Origin of the sequence: Planktotalea sp. (genome assembly GCF_039984035.1) — a bacterium.
GTDB lineage: Bacteria > Pseudomonadota > Alphaproteobacteria > Rhodobacterales > Rhodobacteraceae > Planktotalea.
In genome coordinates, this window is sequence record NZ_JBDWVM010000442.1 from 1 (window position 1) to 17,533 (window position 17,533).

The 17,533-nt window shown below is 51.5% G+C and carries 18 protein-coding genes; 11 read left to right on the forward strand and 7 right to left on the reverse strand.

Annotated features, from left to right (window positions below; all coding sequences use genetic code 11):
* On the forward strand, positions 1 to 438 hold a 438-nt coding region (locus tag ABJQ89_RS19620; protein ID WP_348497844.1), incomplete at its 5' end, for a Hint domain-containing protein.
* A gap of 40 nt (positions 439 to 478) precedes the next feature.
* On the opposite strand, the gene ABJQ89_RS19625 is transcribed toward ABJQ89_RS19620, so the two are convergent.
* Positions 479 to 979, reverse strand: a complete 501-nt coding sequence (locus ABJQ89_RS19625; protein ID WP_348497845.1) for an Lrp/AsnC family transcriptional regulator — start codon at positions 977 to 979, stop codon at positions 479 to 481.
* A 204-nt stretch (positions 980 to 1,183) separates the two neighbouring features.
* Between ABJQ89_RS19625 and trxB the strand changes: the two genes are divergently transcribed.
* The 3 genes from trxB to ABJQ89_RS19640 all read left to right on the forward strand — a co-directional run bounded on the left by trxB (position 1,184) and on the right by ABJQ89_RS19640 (position 5,039).
* On the forward strand, positions 1,184 to 2,131 hold the full coding sequence (trxB, locus tag ABJQ89_RS19630; protein ID WP_348497861.1) for a thioredoxin-disulfide reductase: 948 nt from the start codon (positions 1,184 to 1,186) through the stop codon (positions 2,129 to 2,131).
* Between the two features lie 109 nt (positions 2,132 to 2,240).
* Positions 2,241 to 2,846 carry a hypothetical protein gene (locus tag ABJQ89_RS19635; protein ID WP_348497846.1) on the forward strand — a complete coding sequence of 202 codons (606 nt, stop codon included), beginning with the start codon at positions 2,241 to 2,243 and terminating at the stop codon, positions 2,844 to 2,846.
* Between the two features lie 114 nt (positions 2,847 to 2,960).
* Complete coding sequence (locus ABJQ89_RS19640) at positions 2,961 to 5,039, forward strand: bifunctional sulfate adenylyltransferase/adenylylsulfate kinase (protein ID WP_348497847.1); 2,079 nt, start codon at positions 2,961 to 2,963, stop codon at positions 5,037 to 5,039.
* A gap of 173 nt (positions 5,040 to 5,212) precedes the next feature.
* Here the strand turns inward: ABJQ89_RS19640 and ABJQ89_RS19645 are convergent, their stop codons facing one another.
* The 4 genes from ABJQ89_RS19645 to ABJQ89_RS19660 form a co-directional block, all read right to left on the reverse strand.
* Positions 5,213 to 5,446, reverse strand: coding sequence for a hypothetical protein (locus ABJQ89_RS19645; protein WP_348497848.1), 234 nt, complete (start codon positions 5,444 to 5,446; stop codon positions 5,213 to 5,215).
* A 595-nt stretch (positions 5,447 to 6,041) separates the two neighbouring features.
* Positions 6,042 to 6,704: a sugar transferase gene (locus ABJQ89_RS19650; RefSeq protein ID WP_348497849.1), complete on the reverse strand. Its 663-nt coding sequence runs from the start codon at positions 6,702 to 6,704 to the stop codon at positions 6,042 to 6,044.
* Between the two features lie 295 nt (positions 6,705 to 6,999).
* Positions 7,000 to 7,641, reverse strand: coding sequence for a YjbF family lipoprotein (locus ABJQ89_RS19655; protein ID WP_348497850.1), 642 nt, complete (start codon positions 7,639 to 7,641; stop codon positions 7,000 to 7,002).
* Complete coding sequence (locus tag ABJQ89_RS19660) at positions 7,638 to 9,725, reverse strand: YjbH domain-containing protein (RefSeq protein ID WP_348497851.1); 2,088 nt, start codon at positions 9,723 to 9,725, stop codon at positions 7,638 to 7,640. Before ABJQ89_RS19660 ends, ABJQ89_RS19655 begins: the two co-directional genes overlap by 4 nt.
* Positions 9,726 to 9,955: 230 nt before the next feature.
* On the opposite strand from ABJQ89_RS19660, the gene ABJQ89_RS19665 reads away from it, so the two are divergent.
* The gene (locus ABJQ89_RS19665; protein WP_348497852.1) at positions 9,956 to 11,032 is read left to right on the forward strand and encodes an SMP-30/gluconolactonase/LRE family protein; all 1,077 of its coding nucleotides are present in this window, start codon (positions 9,956 to 9,958) and stop codon (positions 11,030 to 11,032) included.
* Between the two features lie 97 nt (positions 11,033 to 11,129).
* On the opposite strand, the gene ABJQ89_RS19670 is transcribed toward ABJQ89_RS19665, so the two are convergent.
* Together ABJQ89_RS19670 and ABJQ89_RS19675 are read right to left on the reverse strand one after the other, a co-directional pair.
* The gene (locus ABJQ89_RS19670; RefSeq protein WP_348497853.1) at positions 11,130 to 11,402 is read right to left on the reverse strand and encodes a DUF6525 family protein; all 273 of its coding nucleotides are present in this window, start codon (positions 11,400 to 11,402) and stop codon (positions 11,130 to 11,132) included.
* 75 nt (positions 11,403 to 11,477) lie between these two features.
* On the reverse strand, positions 11,478 to 12,689 hold the full coding sequence (locus ABJQ89_RS19675) for a GTP-binding protein (protein WP_348497854.1): 1,212 nt from the start codon (positions 12,687 to 12,689) through the stop codon (positions 11,478 to 11,480).
* A gap of 105 nt (positions 12,690 to 12,794) precedes the next feature.
* Between ABJQ89_RS19675 and ABJQ89_RS19680 the strand changes: the two genes are divergently transcribed.
* The 6 genes from ABJQ89_RS19680 to ABJQ89_RS19705 form a co-directional block, all read left to right on the forward strand.
* Complete coding sequence (locus ABJQ89_RS19680; RefSeq protein ID WP_348497855.1) at positions 12,795 to 13,217, forward strand: Rrf2 family transcriptional regulator; 423 nt, start codon at positions 12,795 to 12,797, stop codon at positions 13,215 to 13,217.
* Positions 13,218 to 13,549: 332 nt separating this feature from the next.
* On the forward strand, positions 13,550 to 14,425 hold the full coding sequence (locus ABJQ89_RS19685) for a branched-chain amino acid ABC transporter permease (RefSeq protein WP_348497856.1): 876 nt from the start codon (positions 13,550 to 13,552) through the stop codon (positions 14,423 to 14,425).
* Positions 14,426 to 14,427: 2 nt separating this feature from the next.
* Positions 14,428 to 15,534, forward strand: a complete 1,107-nt coding sequence (locus ABJQ89_RS19690) for a branched-chain amino acid ABC transporter permease (protein WP_348497857.1) — start codon at positions 14,428 to 14,430, stop codon at positions 15,532 to 15,534.
* Positions 15,531 to 16,322: an ABC transporter ATP-binding protein gene (locus ABJQ89_RS19695; RefSeq protein ID WP_348497858.1), complete on the forward strand. Its 792-nt coding sequence runs from the start codon at positions 15,531 to 15,533 to the stop codon at positions 16,320 to 16,322. The genes ABJQ89_RS19690 and ABJQ89_RS19695 overlap by 4 nt, the downstream gene beginning before the upstream one ends.
* Positions 16,319 to 17,113: an ABC transporter ATP-binding protein gene (locus ABJQ89_RS19700; RefSeq protein WP_348497859.1), complete on the forward strand. Its 795-nt coding sequence runs from the start codon at positions 16,319 to 16,321 to the stop codon at positions 17,111 to 17,113. The genes ABJQ89_RS19695 and ABJQ89_RS19700 overlap by 4 nt, the downstream gene beginning before the upstream one ends.
* Before the next feature lie 9 nt (positions 17,114 to 17,122).
* Positions 17,123 to 17,533 (forward strand): AMP-binding protein (locus ABJQ89_RS19705; RefSeq protein ID WP_348497860.1); only part of this gene is annotated, 411 nt, incomplete at its 3' end.

Sequence of the window (17,533 nt, forward strand, 5' to 3'; positions counted from 1 at the left end):
CAAATTATCCCAGACTCATCCCTTACTGGTTTGATCCGCCTCATCGCAGATGGATATTCCAAGTCTGGCGCCCTTGGTGATCTGATGCTCGGCGCGAACGCACGCTTGTTGCAATCACGGCCGGCGCTACAGCAGCTGATCGGTGTAAGTTCAGTCCTAACTCCCGTGCGCGATCTTGAAGATGGCTATACAGCTTTCATGGTCACACCGCCCAGCCCTGTAAGACTCTTTCATGTTCGCCTTCCGAACCACGCCGCCATTTACGCCAATGGACGCCCCGTCGAGACCTATCACCCGGGCAAAGGCGTAGAAGACTTGCTCGGTGAAAACATGCGAGCGCTCTTTTTGTCGTTGTTTCCAGATGTTGAAAGCTTTGCAGATTTTGGTAGCTTAGCCTATCTGCGCATGTCGAAAGACACGCTGGACAGCTTGACCTAAGTCACTACCCTCAAACAACATTCTTCGATAGCGGGTTAGCTTATTCGCTTTGGCTCAGCCGATCTTCAAGCACGTCAAATGGAACCCCTGGTTCATCCTTGGCACCGCGAATGACGAGCGACGTTTTCACACTGGCCACATTGTCCGTCGTTAACAGACCAGAGGTCAGGAACTGTTGGAACGTGCTCAGATCAGGCGCGACGCACTTCAGAATAAAATCAACCTCGCCATTCAACATATGGCATTCGCGCACTAACGGCCACGAACGGCATTGATCTTCAAAAGCGCTCAGATCGGATTCTGCCTGACTTTGCAGGCCAACCATCGCAAAAACTTGCACTTCAAAGCCAAGCTCTCGGGAATCCACTTCCGCATGATAGCCTTTGATAAAACCCGATTCTTCCAAGGTACGCACACGGCGCAAACAAGGCGGCGCAGAGATACCAACGCGTTTCGCGAGCTCAACATTGGTCATGCGACCGTCGGCTTGGAGCTCCGCTAGAATTTTTCGATCTATCGGATCAAGGCGCGTTCCGGCCATGTAAGTCCCCTAAAAAATGTTCTTTTCCAATGTAATACATTTGACCACGGCTGCGCAATAATGTTTCGAAACCGCGCAAGAAATTTATGCTATGCGAAAATAATAGCGCCCCCAGTCGCAAATGCGTGAACCATGCGCTTCGCACTTTTAGCGCCCCCGATTCCCCGCTATACCGATCCGAAATCAACGAAGGGCAACCACATCATGGCCGAAACGCGTCACACCAAAGTTCTGATTATCGGATCCGGTCCATCTGGATATACCGCTGGTGTTTATGCCAGCCGTGCAATGCTTAATCCGCTTTTGGTTCAAGGCATCGAACCAGGTGGGCAGCTCACGACCACGACCGAAGTCGAAAACTGGCCGGGTGATACCGAAGTTCAAGGCCCCGACCTCATGGTACGCATGGAAGCCCACGCCAAAGCCATGGGCTGTGAAGTTGTGGGTGACATTATCAGTGACCTTGATCTGTCTGAACGCCCCTTCAAAGCCAAGGGTGATAGCGGAACCCTATACACATGCGATGCGGTCATCCTCGCAACGGGTGCGCGCGCAAAATGGCTTGGTCTGCCTTCCGAAGAAAAATTCAAAGGCTTTGGCGTATCTGCCTGCGCCACATGTGACGGCTTCTTCTACCGCAACCAAGAGATCGTCGTTGTAGGTGGCGGAAATACCGCTGTTGAAGAAGCACTGTTCCTGACCAACTTCGCTTCTAAAGTGACGCTCGTTCACCGTCGCGACGAACTGCGTTCGGAAAAAATTCTCGAAGATCGCCTGATGAAAAATCCAAAGATCGAGCCACTTTGGTTCCATGAGATCGAAGAAATCTACGGAACGGACCAACCGCTCGGCGTTGAGGGCGTGAAAGTAAAGCACACGAAAACCGGCGAAATCACTGACTTGCCTTGTAAAGGTGTGTTTATTGCAATCGGCCATGCACCTGCGAACGAGCTCGTAAAAGACACGCTGGAAACCCACATGGGCGGCTATGTCGTTACGCAACCAGACAGCACAGCGACGTCCATTCCCGGCGTTTTTGCAGCAGGCGATTTGACCGACCATAAATATCGCCAAGCGGTCACTTCCGCCGGAATGGGATGTATGGCCGCTTTGGAAGCGGAGCGCTGGCTTGCTGAGCAAGACGAAGATTAATCGCGTCGATAATAACCGACACGGCTTTGAGGGGGCACGGAATTCGTGACCTAGTACTACCCCTCAAAGCTTCTATCTTGAAATAGGGTAGAGTGTGTTGGTGAAACAAATGTACTTAAAAATCGCGATCTCCGCTCTGTTCTTAGGAACATTGGTTGGCTGTAGCCTCGATCACGGCCCCTTCTCTGGCCTTCGGATCAATGGCGGGAACTCTCGCTTCACTGCCGACATTTCTGAGTATCGCGTGACTGCCAGCAACGTTGTTGCTTTGCCTAAATACGAAATTCCGAACACCTTCTATTTCGTGTTTAATTGGTCACCTCAGAAAGCCCGCCAGATACATCGTGCATTAGGCTACCGAGCAGTCCAAGAAGAAGATATCGACAACCTGTTTGGGCGGCCTGCCATTCGTACACACAAACGAGAGGCGATCGAGGCTCTAAAGGAGGCGATGGCAGATAGCGACTACGAATATGTCGTTGCGCCCAATGGTGGCGTGATTTCCTGCGGTAATCGTCACAGTGCGCGTTGGTGCCCTCCTCTCCCAACATTGTCTGACGCCAGAGCCAAAAACCTAGCGCAGATCGTACTGTCGAAGGCGATGCCGGAATGCCGAATTGGGCAGCTTCGGCCGCCTGCAGTCACTCAATTGGCAAATGAAAATCAGTACTCTTTGCCTAGCTCGCTTCTTGCTGAGGTAATTTGCAGCACCTAGGCTTTCTCCTATGACAACAATCGCGCCACAAATCGCCTGTCGCTCAAAGTTTGTTCTTGCATGAACAAACTTTATCCCTATGTTCACGCCTGAACAAACAATGAGTCGCCTCCGATGGCTATGTCGCCCGCCAAAATCACAACTGAACAGGAGGACCAATTGTTCCGCCTGCTTCGACAGCTGGAAATTGCCCCCGAGGCGTCCCAGCGCGTGACTGCGCAAGCGATTGGCATTTCCTTGGGTCGACTCAATGCATTGCTCAGATCGACGGCCGACGCCGGCTTTATTAAAGTGAGTGACCGCGATGGTCCCGACAAGCGTCAACGCTTTTCATACGAAATCACTTTGAAGGGCGCCGCTGAAAAAACGCGTCTAACCGATCAATTTCTAACTCGAAAATTTGCAGAATATGACGCTCTACACGCCGAACTAACAGGCACGACGAGCGGATTAGAACCATTCAAACACAGGACGAAACTCATGCAAAACAATCTCGCCCCAATCCCAGAGCTCTATGTCAGCTACGATTCAGCTGAAAAGCTCAAGCTCGAAGCGACTGAACTCACATCACACGATCTAACACCGCGTCAGATCTGCGATCTTGAATTGCTGATGAACGGTGGCTTCAACCCACTCAAAGGCTTCTTGACTGAAGAAGATTATGATGGCGTTGTTGAAAACATGCGCCTCGCCGATGGTACACTCTGGCCAATGCCAATCACCCTCGACGTGTCAGAAGAATTCGCAGCGTCCCTCGAGCTCGGTCAAGACATCGCTCTGCGCGATCAAGAAGGCGTTATTCTGGGCACAATGACGGTCACAGACCGCTGGGAGCCAAACAAGTCCGTTGAAGCGGAAAAAGTGTTTGGCGCTGACGACGATGCACACCCTGCGGTCAACTACCTGCACAACACAGCTGGCAAAATCTACCTCGGTGGTCCTGTAACGGGCATCCAACAGCCGGTACACTATGACTTCCGCGCACGTCGTGACACGCCAAATGAAAAGCGTGCTTACTTCCGCAAAATGGGCTGGCGCAAAGTTGTTGCGTTCCAAACACGTAACCCGTTGCACCGCGCGCACCAGGAACTGACGTTCCGCGCTGCGAAAGAAGCGCAAGCGAACCTTTTGATCCACCCTGTTGTCGGCCTTACAAAGCCGGGCGATGTTGATCACTTCACACGCGTACGCTGCTATGAGGCGGTTCTGGACAAGTACCCACAGTCCACAACAACGATGTCCCTGCTGAACCTCGCAATGCGTATGGCCGGTCCACGTGAAGCTGTATGGCACGGCCTGATCCGCGCAAACCACGGCTGCACGCACTTCATCGTTGGTCGTGATCACGCTGGCCCAGGCAGCAACTCACAAGGTGAAGATTTCTACGGCCCATATGACGCCCAAGAACTTTACCGTGCGAACCAATCTGAAATCGGCTGTGAAATGGTCGACTTCAAACACATGGTTTGGGTTTCCGAGCGCGCGCAGTACGAAGCGATGGATGAAATCGAAGATAAAGACGACGTCACAATCCTCAACATCTCTGGCACAGAATTGCGTCGTCGTTTGGCGGAAGGCCTTGAGATCCCTGAGTGGTTCTCTTTCCCTGAAGTTGTGAAAGAACTGCGCCGCACCAAACCACCACGCGCGAAGCAGGGCTTCACAGTCTTCTTCACGGGCTTCTCTGGTTCAGGTAAATCCACCATCGCGAACGCCTTGATGGTAAAGCTGATGGAAATGGGCGGTCGACCTGTGACGCTTCTGGATGGTGACATCGTTCGTAAGAACCTGTCTTCAGAGCTCGGCTTCTCTAAAGAGCACCGTGACTTGAACATCCGCCGCATCGGCTATGTCGCGTCTGAAATCACCAAGAATGGTGGCATCGCGATCTGTGCGCCAATCGCACCATATGCAACGACGCGTCGCGCTGTACGCGAAGACATTGAGGCCTTTGGTGCATTCGTTGAAGTTCACGTCGCAACATCTATCGAAGAGTGCGAAAAGCGTGACCGTAAAGGCCTCTACAAGCTCGCTCGCGAAGGCAAGATCAAGGAATTCACAGGTATCTCTGATCCTTACGACGTCCCTGAAAACCCAGAGCTCAGCGTCGAGACAACCAACGTCGACGTCGACAACTGCGCGCATCAAGTGCTTCTGAAACTTGAGAGCATGGGTCTAATCGCAGCGACTTAAGTTTCTTCAGCGAAAAGTAAATTTGAAAGGGCGGCTCAATACTGAGCCGCCCTTTTCTTTGCTCATCCGGTAGTCCGACAAGCGAGAGCACCGACATCATATATTCTAGAAACAAAAAAAGGTCGGCTTGCGCCGACCTTTTCCGTCAAGTCCACAATGATGTGGAAAAGAGCTTAGTTTGTGCTCGGTGACGCGTCTTCTTGAGTCGCAACGATCGTTACAACCGCTGTCGCACCAACAACACCAAGAGCTGTACCAACTCCAGTAAGAGTACCAAGGCCAGCGCCAACTGCTGCTGCGCCGCCGCCTGCTGCGCCAGCTGCTGGTGCGAGGATTTGTGCATTTGCTACTGGTGCGACTGCGAGTGCAAGAGCTGCAGCAGCGGAAAGTGCTGTAATACGTTTCATAAGATTTCTCCAACCAATTTGAGTTACTTTAGACGGCAAACCGTCCTAGAGACGAGTATATCCCACCTTTTCCTGAGAAAACAGGTCGCATATTCGCCAAAACCTGTCAAGTGAAGCGCGTGATACACAGTGTCCCAAAACACCCTAGCAAATTAGGATCGCTTGATAAAGCTGGCGCTGACTGCTCGCATTCAAAAATTTGAAAATTCATCATTTAAGTATATGAAAATTAATAGATTTTTTCAAATTTCTATTTCCATACTTCCCTTGTGAACACCCGTAAAAGATGAAAAGAACAGAAAATTCCTGACGCGTCTCGTCGTTTTCTAGGCATGATTTCTAGGCGGACCTGCAAACAATTTTGGCACTCGGCGAATTTTCGCTAAGCGCGCCGCTGAATCTACCAATTATCAGATCATCACGACCCCAAAAGATCCGCACAAATAGAATCAACTCCAGTAAGCTCAAAAATCGCGAAGCCGTTCCAACCTACAACTTTTGCGCAGGCACAAAAAAAGCGCCGTATGAACGGCGCCCTACATAGGACATAAATGCACGTCAGCCAATTTTGACAACGCTCAAGGGCAATAAGGACTTAGAGATAAGAATGGATTGGAAGACGCAGAAGCCGCCCAAGCACAAAGAAGCAGGTTTGTACGATGATGGAAGCTTCCAAGCGGAAGCCTTGCTTGTTGATGTAGGTGAGATCCCATTTCAACTTACGTGTCGTTCCCGCTTCGTCCGATGTATAGCCGTACTTCAGCTGTGCTAGCCCAGTGATGCCAGGGCGGACGACTTGCCGACGGGCATAGCCAGGAATTGAATGCTCAAACATGCGGTAGAAACTGACCTGCTCAGGACGCGGCCCTACAAGTGACATCTCACCTTTAAGAACATTGATAATCTGCGGCAGTTCATCGATACGGGTCGACCGCAAGAAACGACCAAGTGGGCTGATGCGGCTTTCTTCTTCGGTTGCAAATTTCGCGACACATTCTGCACCCTGACACTTCATCGTGCGGAACTTGTAAATTCGGAAAATCCGACCTTTCTCACCAACGCGATCCTGTGAGTAAATCAAGCTGCCCGAGTCAAAAACCCGGTTGAATGACAGAACAACGGCAAAAAGGGCAAGTAAGGGAAGCAAAATGATCGACATAACGACGTCGAAAACACGTTTCGACGCAAGAAACGCTGTGGACGGGCGAACAACCTCGCCAGAAATCACAAAATTCGTATTGAACCGCTGAATGCTCACGTAAAACGCCTCCAAGGACAAAAAAAGGTAATAAGCTCTAAAATCTAATCTTAAAATATGTACGGACACTTATGAGCATTTTACGAGCAGAGTCCACAATGTGCTCCTTATATGCGCGAAAATTAGCCACATTCACCAGAAATTGACGGTACCTTGCCCCAAATTTGCGCTTGCTACAAAGAAATCTCGGGCTGACCGAATCAATTGGCCTTCTGATAGCCCCTTCGCTTGCCCCAAAGTAACTGACAACTCGCGCCCTTGGGATCACATACAATTCCAGCGGAAATAGCACGCGCTAGTCAGCAAAAATGGGAGACTCGATCAGCATGTAGCCGTTTCGCTCACCCGCCCATTGACGCGATGACTGAACCTCACCCTCTTTATTGAGCCAATACTGATTTTCAACCGCGAGGTCGCCCGCCTTGCAGGATTCATAGACACTCGCTCCATCGCGCGTGTAATGACAGTCTAGGCGCACCACGACCTGTTGGTTCTCGCCATCCAGATAGGTCTGAACGCGTGTTGCTTGCCCTGTTCCAGATCCCGTCACAATAGCCAAAGACGCATCGACAAAAGAACTCATCAGATCGTAGCCCACACCGCGCGATCCTGTGACAAAGCCACTCTTGGTGTAAATCGCGACACCGTCTGGCGCCACCCATGTAATATGACCGCGGTTTTCAGTGTTATAGATAACAACCGCGGCGATCTTTTGCTTTGGCAGTTCGACGATCAACACCGGCAATCCAATTTGCGCGCGCACCTCTGGTGTCAATCTCGACCGTAAAACTGCGGTTGTTAGCGGTGGCTGTTTGTTCCTTGAAAAAACATTCTTAATAGAACCAAAGGCCAATCCCGGCAGCGAATTTCTTTCTGAACCACAGGCCGCGAGCGTCAAACCAATGCTAAGCAAAAGGATGAATGGTAAACGTATCATCTCCAGAACCTCCCCCAGCTATCTACAAGTTCGGGATTATGGTTCGAGCGAATCGTCTCATATAGACGTCCTTTAACTTTCACGCGCGCCCCGCCATCACGAGACAGTGGTTGCAGGACGGTGCTGAATACTTTGCGCTGAGGCGTGCCAACAAAGCTGTCCAGCGGCACTGTGAAAACCAGCCCCTTATCGAATGAGCCTTCGCCAAAATCGTCAAAATCCGTGTCCGTCAGTGTGGCATAAGCACCGACACGCCATCCGTTTTTAAACACCCGTTCCAGCTTTAGCGTACCGCCAACGTCGCCTCCAAGGTAACGCCCAACGCTCGCTTCGCTGTGGAAACCATTACCCATATTCCAATAGGCAGTCAGATGTCCGGTCAACACTTCATAGTCGCGGAAACCAAAGAGCTGATTGAAATCTCGCTGCTTGAGGTAGTTGATTTCAGCGCCCAATGCGAACGGACTATCAACCGGTTTCCAGAGCAATTCACTAGAAATACCGCCATACATCCGTTCCAAATACCCGAGTGTCACACGACCATAGAGGTTCTTACCTGGTCGGAAGTGATACCCAAGCGTCAGTTCCGTGATCGCAGGGCTGCCTTCGCGTTCGTAGATGTTCCCATCAGAACGAACACGTCTAATCGTGCTGTCAGAAACCCGTGTCGCCGTATGCTTGTTACCAACTGCGCGTTGGCGCACCGTTCCAGAAAGCACCAAACCAGGGCTGAAATTATAAGACGCTGACGCTTCCAAACCGACTTCGGCACGGATCGGGCTATCTGGATCAAAGTAGCTCGTGCTCAGATAAGGCCCGATGTTCCAACGAAAACGGGGATACAAACCTTTGCTAAACACCAAGTCACTATCGCGAGCAGCGGCATCCGAGATATTAGCCCTCTGGTAGGACAGTTTGCTTTGGTTCACATCATGCTCGAGCAGTTCCAAATCGGTGCGCTTCAACGTGACTTGTGACAATGCAATGCCACGCGCAACGGGGACGATTTTGAACGTCTCTACAGAGTCTGGCAGAACTTGCGTCAAAATACGCGCAGTCCGGCCAACCGCCTGCGCGCTAGCAGTATAGCGACCGTTACGCACACGCACTGTCGCCGTTGTTGATTTGATAGACATCGCTTCAAGAACAAGTCCATCGCGCTCCATCATCGTACTGGTCGCTTTGCGAATATTGGCCGCTGCGTTTGGAAGGTTCGTCCATCCAAGATCAGCAGCGTTGGACGGCACACGAACGCGGACTGGCTGTGGAGCTTTGTCCAACCCACCAACAATGTTCGGCTCTTTCGGGTTCAACTTAAATGTGACCGCCGCCCCAACTTCCGATCCATAGAGGTAAAAGCCTTGCAGGTTCACGCCTTTGGTAAGCTCATAGTCGATGCCAAAGTTATATGGTGATTTGCGCTGAAACAGAGCGCTTCCGATTTCGCGCGTGTAGGCGTCGGACGAATATTCTGCTTTTAGTGTAAGCTTTGGTGTCGCTTTCCATGAGACGCCACCAAAGAATGCAGCATCGCCGCGAAACCATCGCCCAGCTTCCACGATACCGCCCGTGCCAGTAAAACCATCAGGACGCGTGTTGAAGCCACTGTCGAGCACGCCAAGCGGGTTGCTAAACCCGTTAAACGACCCAAAGCGCCCCCAGCCGATGCCACCAGAAAAAGCCAGTTGAGGCGTCAGATGCTTCGTTGCAACGACATATTCGCCCGCATAAATGCCGGTTCCGATGATATCCTGAAAACCGACCGCGACCGCAGGCAGATACCTGCCTTCATCGAGGATACGATAGCGCAAATCAAATGAGCGGTCATACAGTGGCGCGCCATTGAACACGCGCTCGATCGTGGCGTAGCGAAAACTACCCGATAAACGTGGTGTAATTTGAAAGGACAACGTAGTGCGCAACCCGCCAGCGAAATAGGAAACTGTGGTCCCAATTTCACCGTCCGGCGCGCTTTCAGCCGACGGCATTTCCACCAAACCGGGCGTTCCGAAGGTCGTGTGCGATTGCGCCATTCCAAGCGCAGGGATCGCAGATAGGATCAAACCAGCAAAAATTTTACGCACGCTCAAATGCCCTCAACTTAAATATACTGTTGGGCCTATACCCAGATACAGTCTAATCATACTGATTTCGCAAAACGCCTCCAGAGTTTCGTCACTCTGTGGCTTCTCTGCTGCGACAATGCCCGCTTTTACAACTGTAATGCCTGAGCTCGGGATTCAAATATGGTTAATTCCAGCTAAACATCGCCTCAAGGTTGTCCTACAAGGGTCTCAACGCGGGAGGCAGCGACGTGAAGAAAATTTTGAAACTTTTGGGTTTGGCCGTCGTTTGTTTGGCAGCTTATCTTGTTCTTTGGCCCGTATCCGTCCGCCCTGTCGCATGGGAAGCACCAAAAGACGTAGGCTATACTGGCGCATTCGCAGCTAACGATCGTTTGGGAGCACTTGAATTCATTGACATCAACGGGCGAGTCGGACCTGAGGATGCGGATGTCGGAGCCGATGGTAAAATCTACTTAGCGTCCCATGACGGCGAAATTATGCGCATTGCAGATGACGGCACAGTTACGACATTTGCGCAAACCGATGGACGTCCGCTTGGCATCGAATTTGCGGATGATGGCACGCTTTATGTTGCAGATGCGTATCGTGGGTTGCTGGCCATAGATCAAAACGGTCAGGTCACATTGCTCAGCGACAAAACCGAAGATGGCAGCCCTATTCTCTACGCAGACGATGTGGATATTGCCTCGGACGGTGCAGTCTATTTCTCCGATGCATCAACCCGATTTGGGGCCAAAGCTAATGGTGGTACATTGACGGCCTCTGTCTTGGACCTTGTTGAACATTCCTCAAACGGGCGCATTCTGAAGTATGATCCAGCGACCCAGAAAACCACCGTTTTTGCTGATGGCCTAAATTTCGCCAATGGCGTTGCTATAAATGAGACCAGCGATGCGGCATTTGTCGTGGAGACCGGCAATTATCGCGTCTGGCGCTTTCCGCTAGATGGTAGCCAAGGACAGGTTGTCTTGGACAATTTACCGGGATTTCCAGACAATATTAACAACGGCCCTGACGGCACGTTTTGGGTTGGGCTCGTCAGCCCGAGAAATGCAATCATGGACAACCTGTCTGATGCCCCGTTCATGCGACGGATCATCATGCGTTTGCCGGATGCGATGAAACCAGCTCCGACGCGCTATGGCTTCATCCTTCGTATGGACGCATCTGGCAACGTCGTCGAAACCCTCCAAGATCCTGCAGGCGAATATGCCCTAACAACGGGCGCTGTAACGCTTCCAGACGGGCGTCTTGCGGTGACATCACTGACGGAGCCTCGGCTCGGTCTACTTCCTGCCGAGTAATTGCCTAATCGCAAACTGCGGGAATTTGGCCAGAAAACAACAACATAAAGTAGTTAGATCGACACGTCTGTCGGACCTAGGACCACATCGATGAGCTTTAAAGCGCAGAATCTAAATGTTCATTGATCGAACATTTATCGCGAGCAAGCGTATTGATCTCGGCACGTTTCAACACGGCGAGCGCTGTATCTGTGACTAAGCCCTTTGCCTGTGCACGTGCCCAGATCTTGCGTGCAGATGCGGGCGACCAAGGCAAAGCCGCTTGCGACAACCATTGACGCAACGGTGTTGGAAGCGTGTCATAGACATGCATTGGATCGCCAGCCCTGCGCTTTCGGCGCAAACTTGTATTTCCAAGGTTCTTATTCATTGGGCATCCTTTGGTTCGCCTGCGTCCCGAAAGTAACGTTGAGTATTTCGCCACTCTTTATAAGGTTTGCCGTGCTCATGCCGCCGCCTCAGCGCGTCGCCAAACGGGAAATGGATCCAAATAATCGGGCATGTTTTCGAAACTTTTAGCGACCGATATGGGCACAAGACATGCATCCAATTGCGCCGACAAAGCGTTCCAATCTATCCCAGCGCCAATGAAGACGAGTTCCTGACGTCGATCTCCCCATGGCTCTTGCCAATGTTGTTCAAGATATGCGCGTGCGCTGTCGTGTTCTGGCCAGCGTTCTTTGGGGATCGTTGCCCACCACGTACCGAGCGGAGCAATATTGGACAGTGATCCAGCAAGTGAAAACTCAGCCACCCAGTCAGGTCGGGTTGAGATCCAAAAGTGACCCTTGGCGCGAATGACGCCGGGCAAATCACCATTCAAGACCTTTAAAATCTTTTCGGGAATGAACGGCTGCCTCGCGCGATACACATAAGAAGCGACGCCATATTCTTCTGTTTCAGGTGTGTGATCCGCAAACCCGTAGAGCTCTTTTGCCCACATCGGATGCTCATGCGCCCGCTCAAAGTCAAACAAGCCGGTATCAAGAATCGCATCCGCAGCAACCTCAGAACGATCGGTTTCTATGATCTTTGCATCGGCATTCAGGCTGCGAATGATCTTGCGTGCTGCATCAACACGTCCGGAGCCAGCATCAGACACCTTGTTGAGAACCACGACATCAGCGAATTCGATCTGATCCTTGAGCAGGTGAACCAAGGTTCGCTCATCTTCTTCGCCCATTGTCTCGCCACGATCCCGCAAGAAGTCATGGCTCGAAAAGTCGTTCAATAGGTTCACGGCATCAACGACAGTTACCATAGTATCTAGCCGCGACACATCAGCGAGGCTTTCGCCAAATTCGTCGCGGAAATCGAAGGTTGCAGCCACCGGTAGCGGTTCAGAAATGCCCGTAGATTCAATCAAAAGGTAATCAAAACGACCTTCTGACGCCAATCGTCTGACCTCGGTCAGCAAATCATCCCGCAACGTGCAACAGATGCAGCCATTGGACATCTCGACCAAAGTCTCATCTGTGCGGCTTAACTCTGTATCCGCCCTGACGAGATCTGCATCGATGTTAACCTCCGACATATCATTGACGATCACCGCGACGCGGCGACCATCGCGATTATTCAGAACACGGTTCAAGAGTGTTGTTTTTCCGGCGCCGAGAAATCCGGAAAGGACGGTGACGGGAAGGCGTTTATCTGACATGCTCGTTTCCATTCGTTACTCTTCAAGTCAGGTAACTTATTCAGTTACTAGACAATCGCAACCACAAAAGTTACATGACCAGCTCAAGTTGGAGAAAACCCGCCGATGAAACGCAATTCTCGCCTGTCGCTCGCCCTTCACACGCTCGGCCATATGGCCGGCGATCCTGAACGAACGCGCACTTCGGCAGATATTGCAGAGCACGCCGGAACCAATCCGGTTGTTGTAAGACGCGTTTTAGGAAAGCTGCGTGAAGCGGGCTTGCTCACATCTGAGAAAGGTCATGCCGGCGGATGGCGTTTAGCTCGCGCGCCCGAGCAGATCACGTTGGCCGATGTTTATCTGGCGCTTGATGAAAGCCTGGTCGCGACAGGCGCAACTGAACAAGTCCCCTCCTGTTCGGTCGAGCATGTTTTGCAAAGAAAAGTCAGCTCCGTCTTGGAAGAAATTGAGCTCAACTTGATTGAAAGACTGGCTGCAACGACAATTGCAGAAGTAAGAGACACCGAAGGCGTCGCTCATACTTGATCCGATTTCGGCAAAAGCACACCGCAAGAGACGTCAATATTGAAATGCAGCGACAGACTTCACGGCTGTCCGAGTTGCCCTCAGATTTGGGCCTCACATCCAAATTTTGCATCTAGAATCAGCGAAGGCGTATCTGCAACAGATGCACCAAACCGCGTGAACCTAGCCTGAGCCCGCGGCCCCAGCACGATCTTGGGTCAATGTAGAGCCGCGAATGACTTTTGACGCTACGAAAAAACGAAAACTAACGTTACGAAACTAAGAAGAAGAATGATTGCAACTTTCGAAGTTGACTGAGAGGTTTGCTCCAAATGGTCTTTGGGAGGAGCACCGTGGATTTTCTACAACTCATCATCAGTGGGCTGGCCAATGGCTGTGTCTACGGATTGATCGCTTTGGGCTTCGTGCTGATTTACAAAGCTACTGAAGCCGTGAACTTCGCTCAAGGTGATTTCATGATGCTGGGCGCATTCGTGTGCATCGGGTTTACCAATCATGAGTACATGGGGCTGAATTTTTGGCTCGCGGTGCCGCTGTCTATCATTGTGATGGGCGGTTTGGGTTATCTCTTTAACTGGGGCATCTTACGCCACATGTTTGGCCAGTCCCAAACATCGATTGTTATTCTGACCATCGCGATGGGCTTTATCATTCGCTTCTTTGCTGGCGCGACTTGGAGCCATGAGCCTACGTCGCTTGAAACACCATTCGCAGGTCAGGACATTCGGTCTGGCGGATTGGTGCTCGGTATCGATGAAGTTTTGGTCGTCGTGGTAACGGCAATCCTGACACTAATCTTCTTCCTGTTTTTCTCACGCACGCGGATCGGATTGGCGATGCAAGCCGCATCGCAAAACCAACTGGCGGCCTACTACATGGGCATCCCCGTCAAACGCATTCATAGCCTTGTCTGGGGATTGTCAGGAATGGTCGCGGCTGTTGCGGGTATTTTGTTTGCATCCAAAGGTGCGATTGACCCCTCAACTGGACTTTTGGGCATCAAGGCCTTTGCCGCGGCGGCAATTGGCGGCTTCGGCTCACTTCCCGGGGCGCTCTTGGGGGGATTGATCATTGGCTTGGTTGAACCCCTAGCATCACGCTACGGCCCACCCGGCGTAAGTCAAATCGCACCATACGCTATCTTGCTGCTGATCTTGATCTTCCGTCCCGGCGGTATCTTCTCACAGACACAACGAAAGAAGGTTTAAGGATGCGCTTTGTTTTCAAAACCTCTTACGACGCAGATATCTCGCTGTTTAAACACCGTGCTCAAGCGGTCTGGTATAGCCTGCTCTTGTTGCTGGTCCTTGCGACCCCGCTTTACTTTGTAGCGATAGGAGATGCTTATCTGCTTGGTGAGATCACTGGCATTCTGATCCTCGCGATTGCCGGCATGGGTCTCATGCTGCTAACAGGTCATACCGGATTGCCAAGCCTTGGCCATGCGACGTTCATGGCGTTTGGCTGCTATCTCAACATCAATTTTCTGAACGCTGGCGTCCCTTGGCTCATCGCGTTTCCACTTTCGGGCCTTATTGCTGGGGCCTTGGGAACAATGATCGCATTGCCGGTCTTGCGCCTACATGGTGTTTATCTCGCCCTAGCAACGCTCGCGATGTCGATCTTGACCAGTGACTTTGTTGTCATTGCAGAGCCGTGGACAGGCGGAATCGCTGGCGCTGCAGTGCCAGACATCAATATCTTTGGCATGGAAATCAACCGATACTCGACACCCTACAAGTTCTATTATCTGGTATTATTTGTCGCGATCTTGCTCGTCTGGTTCTATCGCAATCTTTTGCGCTCACCGACAGGACGCAGTTTTACCGCTGTACGCGACAGTGAAATTTCAGCGCGGGCAATGGGCATTAACCTGACACGCACGAAAGCGATGTCATTCTTTTTGTCAGCTACCGCCGCCGGACTAGCAGGCGCGTTGTTCGGCCATTCGGCGGGCTATGTGACAAACGAGACCTTTGATCTTGTGATGTCGATTACCTTGCTCCTAATGATCGTTATCGGTGGCCTTGGTTTTATCCACGGTGCATTCTTCGGAGCGATCGTCGTCGGCATCATCCCCGTCGCAATCGCAAATGGACGCACATTCCTCGCCACGACTTTTGACGTAAACATAAACGTCCCCGGCTTAGAAAGCGCGCTATTCGCCTTTATCCTGATTTGCTTCATCCTGTTTGAACCCATGGGTCTTTACGGCAGATGGCTCAAAATCCGGACCTATTTTGAATTGTTCCCGTTCTATCGCAAGGACATGTTCAAGCGTCAGAAATCCTATCTTAAAACGGATCGTGTCCAATGAGCCTGCTTGAAATCGAAAACGTCACCTTACGTTTTGGCGGGCTTGTTGCCGTCGACAACGTGTCGCTGAAGGTTGAGCAAGGCGAAGTCTTTGCGCTTGTTGGGCCAAACGGCGCAGGCAAATCAACGGTCTTCAACCTGATTTCGCGCTTTTACGATCCGGCAAACGGAAGCATCCGCTTTGATGGCAACGATTTGTTGCAACACAACGCAGACCAGGTGCCAAGCTTTGGCATTGCGCGCACGTTCCAGAACATCGAGCTCTTTGAGCAGGCGACAGTCTTGCAAAACCTGCTTGTCGGTCGTCATCGTCACCGTCAAACGGGGATGCTCTCTAACATACTCTTTGCGCCCAAAACGTATCGCGAAGAGCTTCGGCATCGTGAAGCTGTAGAAGAAGTGATCGAGTTCCTGAACCTGCAGGCGTATCGTGACAAGATGATCGGCGGGTTGCCTTATGGCGTTCGTAAGGTTGTCGAATTGGGTCGTGCGCTGGCGTCTGAACCGAAATTGCTGCTCTTGGATGAACCTGCCTCAGGATTGTCAGTCGAAGAGACACAGGACATGGCCTTCTGGATCGAAGATATTCAAACCCAAATGGGCATTTCGGTCATGATGGTTGAGCACGACATGGGCTTGGTTTCTGCCGTGTCAGGACGTGTGATGGCGCTCTCGGACGGCAAAGAACTGGCCACTGGTACAGCTGCCGAAGTGCAATCAGATCCCGCCGTGATCGAAGCCTATCTAGGCACTGGTGAAATCTCCAAAACAGGGACATCGCGCGCATGAGTACGGATGCCACGTCACCAAAAGTCGTTTTACAAATCGACAACCTCGAAAGCTACTACGGGCCGATTATGGCCATTCGCGGGGTCTCACTGAAAGTCCATGAAGGCCAAATCGTTACGGTCCTTGGCGCCAATGGCGCAGGAAAAACGACACTTCTCAAAACCATTTCTGGTGTGATGGACCCTGAGAAAGGCTCCGTCAAAATGGAAGGGACAGATATCCAATCCATGGAACCGGATGCAATTGTGCGACGCGGAATTGTGCATGTTCCAGAGGGTCGTGAGATTTTTCCTTTGATGACCGTCGCCGAGAACATTGCGATGGGTGCCTACACTCGCAAAGATCGCAGCAACATCGCCGTCGATGAGGAAATGGTGTATTCCTATTTCCCCATCCTCAAGGATCGCCGCGCGCAACGTGCGGGTACGCTTTCTGGTGGGCAACAACAGATGCTCGCTATTGGACGGGGGCTGATGTCCCAGCCAAAGTTGATGTTGCTTGATGAACCAAGTCTCGGGCTTTCCCCACTACTGACCCAAGAAATTTTCGAGATCATTGTGCGGCTCAATAAAGAGCAAAAAGTTACGATGATGCTGGTCGAACAGAACGCAAAGGTCGCTCTTGATGCGGCAGATTACGGCTATGTGATGGAGCTGGGGCGCATTGTTATGAACGATAATGCTGATGTTCTGGCAGCATCCAAAGACATCCAAGAATTCTATCTCGGCGTGAGCCAAGATGAAAACCAGCGCGGGCAACGCCGCTGGAAACAACGCAAGACGTGGCGATAGGGATTGATCATGACAGACACACTCCCCCCTCAGGAACAAATACATGGGCTCATGATCAATGCTGATCTATCCCAAGGGCCGTTTTACATTGATGGCATGGATACGACGCCAAAGCTGCTACGGCTGCGCTGCCAAACATTGGGCGACCGCACCGCGCACCGCGAGAAAACATTCGGTATCTGGCGATCCCATTCTTGGAACGACTACTTCACACGCGCCAAACATCTAGGCCTTGGACTGGTGTCGCTCGGGTTGAAACGCGGAGAAGTCGTGTCGATCCTGTCCGAAGACAGCAAAGAATGGATGTATACCGATATGGGTGTGCAATCCGTTGGCGGCATTTGCTCAGGCGTTTACACCACTGATTCAGCGGTGCAACTGGAATATCTGGTTAACAATTCAGACAGCCGGTTCTTGCTC